This window comes from Pantoea sp. SJZ147, assembly GCF_007828605.1.
GTDB lineage: Bacteria > Pseudomonadota > Gammaproteobacteria > Enterobacterales > Enterobacteriaceae > Pantoea > Pantoea allii.
In genome coordinates, this window is sequence record NZ_VIVB01000014.1 from 128,538 (window position 1) to 141,232 (window position 12,695).

Annotated in this window: 12 protein-coding genes; 10 read left to right on the forward strand and 2 right to left on the reverse strand. The window is 53.6% G+C overall.

Going from position 1 to position 12,695, the window contains the following annotated elements:
- Window positions 1-103 precede the first annotated feature (103 nt).
- Together glyA and FBY13_RS19480 are read left to right on the forward strand one after the other, a co-directional pair.
- Entirely contained in the window at window positions 104-1,357 is a 1,254-nt protein-coding gene (glyA, locus tag FBY13_RS19475) for a serine hydroxymethyltransferase (protein ID WP_109717526.1), read from the forward strand.
- A gap of 130 nt (window positions 1,358-1,487) precedes the next feature.
- Window positions 1,488-2,636, forward strand: a complete 1,149-nt coding sequence (locus FBY13_RS19480) for a 3-phenylpropionate MFS transporter (RefSeq protein ID WP_145394926.1) — start codon at window positions 1,488-1,490, stop codon at window positions 2,634-2,636.
- Here the strand turns inward: FBY13_RS19480 and csiE are convergent.
- Window positions 2,618-3,886: a stationary phase inducible protein CsiE gene (gene csiE / locus FBY13_RS19485; RefSeq protein WP_145394927.1), complete on the reverse strand. Its 1,269-nt coding sequence runs from the start codon at window positions 3,884-3,886 to the stop codon at window positions 2,618-2,620. The two genes, FBY13_RS19480 and csiE, sit on opposite strands and share 19 nt — an antisense overlap.
- A 154-nt stretch (window positions 3,887-4,040) precedes the next feature.
- Between csiE and FBY13_RS19490 the strand changes: the two genes are divergently transcribed.
- The 3 genes from FBY13_RS19490 to FBY13_RS19500 all read left to right on the forward strand — a co-directional run bounded on the left by FBY13_RS19490 (window position 4,041) and on the right by FBY13_RS19500 (window position 6,847).
- Window positions 4,041-4,667 (forward strand): DUF1007 family protein, encoded by a 627-nt coding sequence (locus FBY13_RS19490; protein WP_109717529.1) that lies wholly within the window; start codon window positions 4,041-4,043, stop codon window positions 4,665-4,667.
- Window positions 4,658-5,638 (forward strand): nickel/cobalt transporter, encoded by a 981-nt coding sequence (locus FBY13_RS19495; protein ID WP_063880578.1) that lies wholly within the window; start codon window positions 4,658-4,660, stop codon window positions 5,636-5,638. Before FBY13_RS19490 ends, FBY13_RS19495 begins: the two co-directional genes overlap by 10 nt.
- Window positions 5,639-5,833: 195 nt before the next feature.
- Window positions 5,834-6,847: a hypothetical protein gene (locus tag FBY13_RS19500; RefSeq protein WP_063880577.1), complete on the forward strand. Its 1,014-nt coding sequence runs from the start codon at window positions 5,834-5,836 to the stop codon at window positions 6,845-6,847.
- 47 nt (window positions 6,848-6,894) lie between these two features.
- Here the strand turns inward: FBY13_RS19500 and suhB are convergent, their stop codons facing one another.
- Window positions 6,895-7,698, reverse strand: coding sequence for an inositol-1-monophosphatase (gene suhB, locus FBY13_RS19505; RefSeq protein WP_063880576.1), 804 nt, complete (start codon window positions 7,696-7,698; stop codon window positions 6,895-6,897).
- A gap of 119 nt (window positions 7,699-7,817) precedes the next feature.
- Here suhB and trmJ point away from each other — a divergent pair, with 119 nt between their 5' ends.
- The 5 genes from trmJ (at window position 7,818) to sseB (ending at window position 12,678) form a co-directional block, all read left to right on the forward strand.
- Window positions 7,818-8,564, forward strand: coding sequence for a tRNA (cytosine(32)/uridine(32)-2'-O)-methyltransferase TrmJ (trmJ, locus tag FBY13_RS19510; protein ID WP_145394928.1), 747 nt, complete (start codon window positions 7,818-7,820; stop codon window positions 8,562-8,564).
- Between the two features lie 136 nt (window positions 8,565-8,700).
- Complete coding sequence (gene iscR / locus FBY13_RS19515; RefSeq protein ID WP_063880574.1) at window positions 8,701-9,198, forward strand: Fe-S cluster assembly transcriptional regulator IscR; 498 nt, start codon at window positions 8,701-8,703, stop codon at window positions 9,196-9,198.
- Between the two features lie 89 nt (window positions 9,199-9,287).
- Window positions 9,288-10,448: an IscS subfamily cysteine desulfurase gene (locus FBY13_RS19520; RefSeq protein ID WP_063880573.1), complete on the forward strand. Its 1,161-nt coding sequence runs from the start codon at window positions 9,288-9,290 to the stop codon at window positions 10,446-10,448.
- 127 nt (window positions 10,449-10,575) lie between these two features.
- Window positions 10,576-11,862 carry an aminopeptidase PepB gene (gene pepB, locus FBY13_RS19525; protein WP_145394929.1) on the forward strand — a complete coding sequence of 429 codons (1,287 nt, stop codon included), beginning with the start codon at window positions 10,576-10,578 and terminating at the stop codon, window positions 11,860-11,862.
- A 51-nt stretch (window positions 11,863-11,913) separates the two neighbouring features.
- The gene (sseB, locus tag FBY13_RS19530) at window positions 11,914-12,678 is read left to right on the forward strand and encodes an enhanced serine sensitivity protein SseB (protein ID WP_096012814.1); all 765 of its coding nucleotides are present in this window, start codon (window positions 11,914-11,916) and stop codon (window positions 12,676-12,678) included.
- Window positions 12,679-12,695 lie beyond the last annotated feature (17 nt).

Here is a 12,695-nt window from a genome sequence, read left to right on the forward strand (position 1 = left end):
GGGAATTCACCCTACCTTACCCAGATAAAACGGTTTACACTGTCAGCCTTCGCCCTCAGGGGCGTAAATTGCCGATTTAAAGATAGCCAGTCAGGAGATGCGGATGTTAAAGCGTGAAATGAACATTGCCGATTATGATGCCGAGTTGTGGCAGGCGATGGAGCAAGAGAAAGTGCGTCAGGAAGAGCACATTGAACTGATTGCTTCTGAAAACTACACCAGCCCGCGTGTTATGCAGGCGCAAGGTTCACAGCTCACTAACAAATATGCCGAAGGCTATCCGGGCAAGCGTTACTACGGCGGCTGCGAATACGTGGATATTGTCGAGCAACTGGCTATCGATCGTGCTAAAGCCCTGTTTGGCGCAGACTATGCCAACGTTCAGCCTCACTCTGGCTCTCAGGCTAACTTTGCCGTTTTCACCGCGCTGTTGCAGCCCGGCGATACCATCCTGGGTATGAACCTGGCACACGGTGGTCACCTGACGCACGGTTCGCCGGTTAACCTGTCAGGCAAACTGTATAATGTCGTGCCTTACGGTATCGATGAAACCGGTAAAATTGACTACAACGAACTGGCCGATCTGGCACAAACCCACAAGCCTAAAATGATCATCGGCGGCTTCTCGGCGTATTCCGGTATTTGCGACTGGGCTAAAATGCGTGAAATCGCTGACAGCGTTGGCGCATGGCTGTTTGTTGATATGGCGCATGTTGCGGGTCTGATTGCTGCGGATGTTTACCCTAACCCGGTTCCTCACGCGCACATCGTGACCTCCACAACGCACAAAACCCTGGCGGGTCCGCGTGGTGGCATCATCCTGGCTCAGGGTGGCGACGAAGAGCTGTACAAAAAGCTTAACTCTGCCGTATTCCCTGGTGGACAGGGCGGCCCGCTGATGCATGTCATCGCAGGTAAAGCCGTTGCTTTTAAAGAAGCGATGGAGCCTGAGTTTAAAGTCTACCAGCAGCAGGTGGCAAAAAACGCCAAAGCAATGGTAGAGGTGCTGATTGAGCGTGGCTACAACATCGTATCAGGTGGCACCTATAACCACCTGTTCCTGATCGACCTGGTCAGCAAAAACATGACCGGTAAAGAAGCGGATGCCGCGCTGGGCCGTGCTAACATCACCGTGAACAAAAACAGCGTGCCGAACGATCCGAAAAGTCCGTTTGTCACCTCAGGTGTGCGTATTGGTACGCCAGCCGTCACGCGCCGTGGCTTTAAAGAAGCGGACGTGCGTGAACTGGCCGGTTGGATCGCTGATGTGCTAGACAACGTCAATGATGAAGCCACCATTGAACGCACCAGGCAGAAAGTGCTGGATATCTGTGCGCGTCTGCCGGTTTACGCATAACAGGCTCTGTTGAAAACACAGTCTGACAAGAGGATGGCCCCGGCCATCCTTTTTTATTGCCTGCACGACCCGGCTCTGCCAAAGTAACGACCACTCATTATTGCCTGGTAGCATCGCTGCTGGAGGGAAAATGGCAATCGGCTCCGCCAGGTGGCTTGGATTAAGCTACTTCACCTACTTTTTCTGTTACGGTATTTATCTTCCTTTCTGGGGCGTCTGGCTTAAAGGTGTCGGTCTGGACCCTGAACAAATTGGCTTGTTACTGGGATGCGGCATGGTAGCGCGCTTTGTTGGCAGTTTGTTTATTGCTTCCCAGGTTAAAAATCCAGCACAACTGATTACGGCGTTACGGCTGCTGGCGCTGCTGACCTGTTTTATTGCCGTCGGTTATTGGGTCGGGCAACAGTGGATGTGGCTGCTGTTAGTGATGACCGGTTTTAACCTGTTTTTCTCACCGCTGGTGCCGTTAAGCGATGCCCTGGCTGCAACCTGGACACAGCAGATTGGTCTGGCCTATGGGCCCGTGCGCCTGTGGGGTTCCCTGGCATTTGTGATTAGCTCGGCGCTGACCGGGATGCTGGTGAGTGCGTTCTCTTCACAGGCGATCCTCATGCTGCTGTCTGTGGGGCTGGTCAGCATGCTGGCGGGCATGTTGCTGACGCCACGAACACATCCTCAGGGCAGCGAAAGGCAGGGCAGGGTAAGCGGTGGCTGGCAGGCCTGGCGTGACCTGATAAAGGAAAACGCGGTCTGGCGCTTTATGGTGTGCGTCACGTTATTACAGGGCGCGCATGCCGCCTATTACAGCTTTAGCGCAATCTGGTGGCAGGAGAGCGGCTATTCCGCGTCGGTGGTCGGTTATTTATGGTCGCTGGGCGTGGTGGCTGAAATTGTGGTATTTGCATTGAGTCACCGGCTGTTTCCCCGCTGGCGCGCGCCCGATCTGCTGCTGCTCTCGGGCCTCTGTGCGCTGATTCGCTGGAGCCTGCTGGGAGCCAGCACCGCCTTGCCATTGCTGATCGTGGCGCAAATTCTGCACTGCGGCAGCTTTACGGTTTGCCATCTGGCCGCGATGCGTTTCATCGCTTCACGTCACGGAACGGATGTTATTCGTTTGCAGTCACTCTATTCGGCGCTGGCGATGGGCGGCGGTATTGCGGTGATGACCATGCTTTGCGGCGTCCTCTTTACCCATCTACAGGGTCATCTCTTCTGGGTCATGGCGCTGGTTGTCGTGCCTGCACTGTTCCTGCGCCCGCGCTACGATTCAAGTAAATAGCGAATGCGTTGCTGATGGTATTCTGTCAGCGGCAGTTCTGCGTGAATCAGCGGGGGCGAGAACAGCGGCAGCGAAGTCACATAAGGCGAAATAATTAAATCGACTTCGCGCGGTGCGCCATCGCGCTGAAAATCCTCAACGCGCTGGTAAGTAATATTGACAGGCAGCAAGGTGATCTCCCGGATCTGCTGCTCGACATCCTGTTCCAGCTCGGGATCGTCACCGGTAAGCAGCAGCACCTGTTTTTCCTGTAGCGCACTACTTTGCATGAGCCAGGCACCTAAAATCACGGTGATCAGACTAACCTCTTCCGCTTCGAAACTGATCTCATATTCCTGCTCAAAAGCGACCAGCGCCTGCTGTGTCGTGCGCAGCAGGCGCGGATAAAGCCTGGTTACGTCTTGTGCCACACTGTCATCAATACCAATAGTAAAGTAGGTGCGATCCAGCGCCTGAGCTAAATGGGTATATAACTGCTGCTGCAGTTCAGATCGTTCATGAAAAGCGTTGCCAGCATAATGCTCAAAGTCATCAATCAGTCGCTGAGTGGCGCGCATCAGACGCTGTTCGCTGGAATGCGTGACGCAGTCAGGATCAGGCGAGTGGAGCAGGCTAAAGAGCAGCGTCCAGAAATCAGTCTCGCTGGCGTCCGGCGACAGATGGCAGCGTTTTTGCCAGTGATGGATAACATCTGTTGCGGCCTGACGTTCTGCCTTTGCTGCCAGCCATGCCTGCTGCTGGGCAGTAAAGATCGCAGGCTGACGTTGGCACAGACCGTATTTCATAAATATTTGTAAAAAGAGTTGATCGCGTGTGCTGAACGGGCGATTAAGGCACAGGCTGCAGTGCTGAATTAGCGCCTGCAAGTTGGTTTCATCGTACAGCGCTTTTTCAATTTTCATCTGTTTCAGGCGCTGACGTAAGGGGGCAGCAAAATGCTCGCAGACAAAAGCCTGCGACAGTCGCAGGCTGCGTCGCAAATTGTGTATTAAGCAAATTCGGCGATCCAGCTCTGTACCATGAATGCGTAGGCTGCCATCCACCATCTGGTGAAGCTCCAGTTGATGATAGCGCTGTATCTCATCACCGACTTCCGCGATATCTTGTCGCGCGGTGGCGATATCCACTCCGTTTAGCAGGCTTAATCTTTTAAGCGTCAGCGCGGGAGCAGGCAGAAACAGCAGTAACAACAGATGGCAGCGACGCTGTAAACCGGTGAAGAGTGGTGCTGAAGATGTAGCAGAACTCATCAATCATTATCCAGCAGGCTATTTTTAGCTAAGAATAGTCAACCACCTGGACCAGTGAACGGTTTACCCGACTTTTTGTTCAGAGGTTTAAGGCGGGTCACAAAATTTTGTTACTTATGAAACCTTTTCATCAGGAAAGTTACTTTATAACATTATGAAACGCATGTTTTTCGTACTACTCTGCCTGGTAAGTTCGTCAGTCCTGGCACATCCCCACAGCTTTATCGATATGAAAACCGAGCTGGTCACGAAGGACGATCGTTTCACCGGTCTGAAAATGACCTGGACCATGGATGAGATTACGTCTGCCGATTTGCTGTATGACGCGAGTGATGCCAAACCGGGTACGGTGGTATGGAAGAAGCTGGCTGCGGGAGTGATGGCAAACGTGCTTGGACAACATTACTTTTCTGAAATCTGGCACAACAAGCAGCGGGTGAAGTTCTTGAATTTACCAACAGAGTACAATCTGTCACGCAGCGGCAACAAGGCGGTACTGGAGTTTGTCCTGCCGCTGGCCGAGCCGCCGTTACTCAACAATGAGCGCTTCGAGATTTTGACCTTCGATCCCACTTACTTCGTCGATATGTTTTACGACAAACCTGAGGCGCTAAGCGTACCGCCAGCGTTACAGTCACGCTGTTCATTTACGTTACATACGCCAAAGCCTGACGATTCATTGAAACAATATGCCCTCTCGCTCGACAAGGCGGATGCGCCGCCAGAGGATATGGATTTAGGCAGGCAGTTCGCGCAAACGGTGATCCTGACATGTCACTAACGCTTACGACGAGGCCCAAAAAAAGGCTGTGGCCGCTGGCGCTATTTGCCGCAGCGCTTGGCACGGTGGGGGCGGCAATCTGGCTACACTGGCCGCAGATACTCCTGCAAAGTGTTCTCTGGCAAAAAGTGTTGCATCGCCAGATGACCCAGCTCCTGCAGCAGGTTGCAGAGCAGCCCCATCATGCCGGACTGTCGTTACTGGCATTTAGCCTGATTTATGGCGTGCTCCATGCATTAGGGCCGGGCCACGGTAAAGTGGTGATTACTACCTTCCTGGCAACCCATCCGGCAAAATTAAAAACCAGCATGAAGCTGACGTTGCTGGCCTCCCTGCTTCAGGGCTCGGTCGCCATTATCCTGGTCACGCTGATGCTCGTGGTGCTGAAAACCTCGTCGCGCCAGTTGCATCTCAGCAGTTTCTGGCTGGAGAAGGGCAGCTACCTGCTGGTTATTGCCTTAGGCATCTGGGTTGGCTACCGGGCAATCAAGACGCTTTGGTTGCTGCTGCGTCCACCGTCGGCAATGAAAATTCATGCGATCCATCCTCACCATCAACATGATGAGCATTGTGGTTGCGGGCATGCACATCTGCCGAGTGCGCAGCAGGTTGCTGGCGCAGTTAACGGTAAAACCCAACTGCTGGTGGTGGTGTCGATGGGACTGCGGCCCTGCTCTGGCGCGGTTATGATGCTGCTGTTTTCTAAGGTGATTGGCGTTTATCTGTGGGGCGTGCTCTCTGCAGCCGTCATGGCCCTGGGCACCGCCCTGACCATTTCTGCCATTGGTTTACTGGTTCAGCGTTCCCGTGCTCTGGCGCAACGTCTTGGCGCTGACAGCCAGGCGGGTAAAGGTGCGCGCAGCCTGCTGCCTGTACTGGCATTACTGGGAAGTCTGACATTAATTGTTGTGGGCTGTGCACTTTGGCAATCAGCCCAACCCGGGCTGGCGGGTGGAATCCGGCCGTTTTAATTTCCTTAGCAGCGGAAGTCAATTTCCGCTGTGAATTCTCCGCTTTTTCTTTTCCTCTGCTATTTTCATTTTTCTGTTGACGGTTTAGTGGTGAAAGTTGTTTTCACTGACTACGCTATTAACAGCTAATCCACTTCCCATCCTGGGAATAAATAAACATGGCACGGCTTTTCTGTGTTGCGAGGAAAATATCTCATGGCTGATACCCGTATTAATAATGGTTACCACGATCCGCTGGTAACTGGAACGGCAGGTTTACCCCTTAAACGCATTTCATGGAGTGCCATTTTTGCCGGTGTAATTTGTGCTTTGATTATTCACATATTATTAACCTTGCTGGGTACGGCAATTGGTGCTACCACCATTGATCCTTTGCAGGAAGATAATCCATTTAAACATTTGGGAACCGGTGCGTTAGTCTGGACGGCAATTGAAATGCTCCTCGCCATTGCTGCCGGTGGTTACGTCGCCGGACGCCTGGCCCAGCGTGAAGGTGCGCTACACGGACTGCTGATGTTTGGTATTAGCACCGTTTTAACTATTTACCTGGCGGTCAGCCTTGCCAGTAGCGTATTAGGCGGTGCCATGAATATTCTTGGTACGGGTTTTCAGGCGGTAGGCAGTGGTATTTCAGCAGCTGCGCCATCTGTTACGCAAATGGCAAAAGACAAACTGCAGCAAAACAATATTAATTTGAACGATATGCAGAAAGAACTGGAAACTACGCTGCGTCAAACGGGTAAACCTGAATTACAACCGGAAAAACTGAAGCAGGATGCGAATAATGAAGCGCAGAATGCAGAGAACCAGGCGAATAATACCGCTAACCATCCTCAAACCGCCGACACAGATTTAACCAACTGGTTTAAAGGCGTCATTGAACGTCATTCGGATACGTTACAGGCAGCCGACCGTGATGCGTTAAAAAATATTATTAAAGCGCGGACCGGAAAAAGCGATCAGGAAGCAGAACAGATCGTTAATCAGGCTGAACAAAGCTATCAGCAGGCCATGCAGAAATATCAGGAACTGAAAAAACAGGCAGAGCAGAAAGCGCGCGAAGCGGGTGAACAGGCTGCCAAGGCAACGGCCAAAGCCAGCTGGTATGCCTTCTTTATCCTGATTATTGAAGCCGTACTGGCAGGTGTGATGGGAATGGTGGGTCGTCGTACTCAGCCAGCTCAGGTACTCACACACGAACGTCACTAACCGACAGGCAATAAAAAAGGCGGCACGTTAACGTGCCGCCTTTTCTTTTAGCGCTTCAGCGCTTCGCTCAGCTCATCACGCATCGCGGATAACAGCGATTTCACCACGCGAGGATTACCGGCAACGATGTTGCCTGATTGCAGGTAGCCGTGGTTGCCTGTGAAGTCAGTAATCAGCCCGCCAGCTTCACGCACCAGCAGTTCACCTGCGGCGAAATCCCAGGGTTTCAGACCAATTTCGAAATAACCGTCAACCCGACCTGCCGCAACATAGGCCAGATCCAGCGCAGCAGAACCCGTGCGACGGAAATCGGCACACTGGGTAAACAGTTTCGTCAGGATGTTCATATAGGCTGGCGCGTGCTGCTTGAGCTTAAAAGGGAAACCGGTGGCAAGAATCGTGCCGTCCAGATCGCGAGCAATGCTGCCACGCAGGCGGTATCCATTAAGTTGCGTACCTTGTCCACGCACGGCGCTGAACAGTTCATTACGCATTGGATCGTAAACGACAGCCACTTCTGTACGGCCTTTAATACGGACGGCAATAGAAACGGCGAAGTGGGGCAGACGTTTGATAAAGTTGGTGGTGCCATCCAGCGGATCGATTACCCATTGAATGTCCTGATCTTCCCCCTCCAGCTCACCGCTTTCTTCAGTGATGATGGTATGTTTTGGGTAGGATTTACGAATGACTTCGATAATCAGGCGTTCTGCGTCGCGGTCAACATTAGTTACGAAGTCGTTGCTGCCTTTCTGGCTGGCCTCGACGGCGTCCGGGGTTTCATAATTCTTGGCAATTAAATTTCCGGCCTTGCGCGCTGCGCGCACGGCAATGTTGAGCATTGGATGCATCGGTATCTCTCGCTGGATGTTAAAGAACGGGGAAAACGGCGCGGAGTATAGCAGGGTGTTCGGTAAATGTCCTGCTTTATGTTAGAGTACGCCTCATCATTTTCTGACCGATCCCAACTATGCTGCAAAATATTCGTATCGTGCTGGTGGAAACTTCTCATACCGGCAACATGGGCTCCGTAGCGCGCGCCATGAAAACCATGGGGTTAACTAACCTCTATTTGGTCAACCCGCTGGTGAGGCCTGATTCTCAGGCTATCTCTCTGGCTGCGGGTGCCAGTGACGTGATTGGCGAGGCGAAGATTGTTGACTCGCTGGATGAGGCCATTGCCGGGTGCAGCCTGGTGGTGGGCACCAGCGCACGTTCCCGCTCTTTGCCCTGGCCGATGCTGGACGCCCGCGAATGCGGTGTTAAAAGCATTGAAGAAGGGCAGCAGGCACCCGTCGCGCTGGTGTTTGGCCGTGAACGTGTTGGCTTGACCAACGAGGAACTGCAAAAGTGCCACTATCACGTGGCGATCCAGGCCAATCCAGAATACAGCTCGCTCAACCTGGCGATGGCCGTGCAGATTATTGCTTATGAAGTGCGCATGGCCTGGCTGCAGGCGCAAGAGAAGCAGAGTCCAAAACCGCAGTACGACGCTTCACCTTATCCGCTGGTGGACGATCTGGAGCGCTTCTATCAGCATATGGAAAACATGATGCTGGAAAGCGGGTTTATCCGCGAAGCCAACCCCAGTCAGGTGATGAGCAAACTGCGTCGTCTGTATACGCGCGCCCGTCCCGAACGCGATGAGCTGAATATTTTGCGCGGTATGCTTTCATCTTTTGAGAAGCGCAAAAAGACGAAGCCGGACAGCGAATAATAGTTGAGTAAATTACCAGGTTAAATACTTGAGTAATTTACTTGGTTAAATAGTTGACCAAATTACTCGGGAATGTCAGACTTGCTGTCATCTTCGCTAATCCTCCGATAACCGGACGCTATTGAGGTTGTATGCTATGAGACTGACATCCAAAGGACGTTATGCTGTTACCGCTATGCTGGACGTTGCCCTGCATTCTCACCAGGGCCCGGTTCCACTGGCTGATATCTCTGAACGCCAGGGCATTTCGCTCTCCTATCTGGAGCAGTTATTCTCGCGTTTACGCAAGCATGGCCTGGTCGCAAGCGTTCGTGGCCCGGGTGGCGGCTATCTGTTAGGTAAAGAAGCCAATGCGATTGCGGTTGGTGAAGTGATCACTGCCGTGGATGAGTCCGTGGACGCGACCAAGTGCCAGGGTAAAGAAGGCTGCCAGGGCGGCGAACGCTGCCTGACTCACGTCTTATGGCGCGATCTGAGTGTGCGCATCAGTGAGTTCCTGAACAACATTACGCTGGCCGAGCTGGTGAATAATCAGGAAATCCTGGATGTGGCCGATCGCCAAAATGCCAACGACAACCGCCGTTTCCAGAACTCCCGTGCTCAGGAAATCAACGTTAACCTTCGCGCCTCGTAATCCTCCGCTTCTCCGGCCCTTACTGCTAACGCGGTAGGGGCTGAATCTGCTATAAATACGTATGATTTTCTATACGGAGCTGTAGCGCAATGAAATTACCGATTTACCTGGATTATGCCGCCACCACGCCGGCCGATCCGCGTGTGGCCAGCAAAATGATGCAATTCCTGACGCTGGATGGCACGTTTGGTAACCCGGCCTCCCGTTCACACCGTTTCGGCTGGCAAGCAGAAGAAGCGGTGGACGTTGCGCGTAATCAGGTTGCAGAGCTGGTCAATGCTGACCCGCGTGAAATTGTGTTTACCTCCGGTGCGACCGAATCCGATAATCTTGCGATTAAAGGCGCCGCCCATTTCAATCAGGCGCGTGGCAAGCACATTGTCACCAGCATAACCGAACATAAAGCGGTGATTGATACTTGCCTGCAACTCGAACGAGAAGGGTTTGACATCACCTGGTTGACGCCCGCCGCGAACGGCCTGATCGCTGTTGAGGATCTGCGCGCGGCGCTGCGTGACGACACGGTTCTGGTGTCGATCATGCACGTGAACAATGAAATCGGCGTGATTCAGGATATTGCCGCGCTGGGCGCGCTTTGTCGCGAACAGGGCATCCTGTTTCATGTTGATGCGACCCAGAGCGTGGGTAAACTCCCGATTGATCTCAGCGAACTCCCTGTCGATCTGATGTCTTTTTCCGCCCATAAAGTTTATGGTCCCAAAGGCATCGGCGCGCTGTATGTGCGCCGTAAACCGCGTATCCAAATCGATGCACAAATCCACGGCGGCGGTCATGAGCGTAATATGCGTTCGGGCACCTTGCCTGTGCACCAGATTGTCGGTATGGGTGAAGCCTATCGCATTGCCCGTGAAGTCCGTGAAGACGAGATGGCGCGCCTGGCTGCACTGCGTGACCGGCTCTGGCAGGGACTTCGTCAGACAGGTGGCGTGAGTGTCAACGGTGATTTGCAGCACAGTTGCGCCAACATTCTTAACGTGAGTTTTGCTGACGTTGAAGGTGAGTCGTTGATCATGGCGTTGAAAGATCTCGCGCTGTCGTCTGGATCGGCCTGTACCTCTGCCAGTCTGGAACCTTCCTATGTCCTGCGCGCGCTTGGCCTGAACGAAGAGCTGGCACACAGTTCGCTTCGCTTCTCGTTGGGACGCTTTACCACTGAAGAAGAGATCGACTATGCCATCGCGCTGGTGCAGAAGTCTGTTACCCGGCTGCGCGAACTCATGAAGTCATAATGCATTTGCCAGCCGAGGCTGACAAACTGTGCGCCGACAACGTCTGCGGCGTGCAGCGTAACATCTGAATTAAAAGCCGTCGCAAAAACAGGCTGGATGAAACGAATAACGAATACGGAGCCCTACAATGAATACACAACCGATGAAGATTACTCTCAGCAGCCAGCCCGCCGATGCGCGCTGGGGCGAAAAAGCGCTGTTAAGCAGCAACGAAAACGGCATGACGCTGCACCTGCGTGATGCGGATGCATTGATGACCATCCAGCGGGCTGCCCGTAAACTGGATGGACAGAGCATTCGTCATGTGGCGCTGGCGGGTGAAGGCTGGCACCTGGAGCAGTGCTGGGCGTTCTGGCAGGGCTATCGCGGTCCAAAAGCTAAAAACCAGGTGGACTGGCCGCAACTGGGTGAACACGAGCAGGCGGAGTTTGATCGCCGCCGTAAGATCGTGGGCTGGGTGCGCGATACCATCAATTTACCTGCAGACGATCTGGGCCCGGAAACACTGGCGCACAGCGCTATCGACTTACTCAGTGAACTGGGTGGTGAAGCCGTCAGCTATCGCATCACCAAAGGCGACGATTTACGTGAACAAGGCTATATGGGCCTGCACACCGTCGGTCGCGGCTCCAACCGTCCGCCGGTCTTTTTAGCGCTGGATTTCAACCCAACCGGCGACAGCGAAGCTCCCGTTTACGCGTGTCTGGTGGGCAAAGGCATTACCTTTGATACCGGCGGCTACAGCCTGAAACCGAGCGCTGGCATGGACTCGATGAAGTCAGACATGGGCGGCGCAGCCACCGTGACCGGTGCACTGGCTATGGCAATCTCTCGCGGCCTGAATAAGCGCGTTAAGCTCTACCTCTGCTGCGCGGATAACATGGTCAGCAGCAACGCCTTTAAGCTGGGCGACATTATTCGTTACCGCAACGGCAAGTCAGTGGAAGTGATGAACACCGACGCTGAAGGCCGCCTGGTGCTGGCTGATGGTCTGATTGATGCCAGTGAGCAGAACCCGACGCTTCTGATCGATGCGGCAACCCTGACCGGTGCAGCGAAAACGGCGGTAGGTAACGATTATCACGCACTCTTTACCTTTGACGATAATCTGGCGCAGTCGGTGATGGGCAGCGCAGTCAGCGAAAACGAACCTTTCTGGCGTCTGCCGCTGGCAGAATTCCATCGCAACCATCTGCCGTCGAACTTTGCCGATCTGAATAACATCGCCAGCCCGGCGCACTCGGCGGGTGCCAGCAGCGCTGCCGCGTTCCTGTCGTACTTCGTCAGCAACTATCAGCAGGGCTGGTTACATATTGACTGCTCAGCAACCTACCGCAAAAGCGCGGTGGATCAGTGGGCTGCCGGTGCAACCGGTCTTGGGGTGCGGACCCTCGCCAACCTGTTACTGAAATAAGCGCAATCCAGCGGTGGCCTGGCCACCGCTTTCTGAAGGTAGAAGTAAACTATGAACCGTCTTGAAGAGGTACTGAAGCTGGCAGCGACCGAGCCTGCGCACCGGCCTGAATTTTTCCAGCTGTTGCTGGAAGCCGATGTCTGGGTCCCCGGCGAAAGTACCAGCCAGCAGTTGGATGCCAGCACGCCAGTCGATCTCCAGCACTGGGAGAAAGAGGATGGCAGCAGCGTCATTCCGTTTTTTACTTCCGAACAGGCAATGAGCGACGCCGTCGATGACGAACAGGCGTATTTACGTTTACCCGTGCGCACCCTGTTTGAAATGACGCGCGGCGAAACCCTGTTTCTCAATCCAAAACTGCCTACCGGCAAAGAGTTCTCCGCCGCGGAAATCAGCCATCTGCTGGGCGAAGAAGGCAGTGCACTCACGCAGCAAAGCGTGCTGGAAGGGGGACAGTCGCTGTTGCTGTCAGAAGTGGCAGAGCCGCCCGCTCAGATGATCGACTCTCTGACCCAGCTGTTTAGTAAATATAAGCAGGTGAAACGCGCCTTTGTTGCCAGCATCCGAGAACATGCTGATGAGCAGGCTAACTTGCTGATTGGAATTGAAGCGGACAGCGATATTGAGACGATTATTCAGGCCGCCGGCAGCGTTGCCAGCGACACATTACTGGATGATGCACCCATTGATATCTGCGAGGTCACGGCAGAAGATCGCGGCATTAGCCACTTTTTTACCGCCCACATTACGCCCTTTTATGAACGCCGCTGGGGAAGCTTCCTGCGCGAGTTCAAAGGCGGTCAGCGTATTATCTGACAACGCGCGCGGCCGCT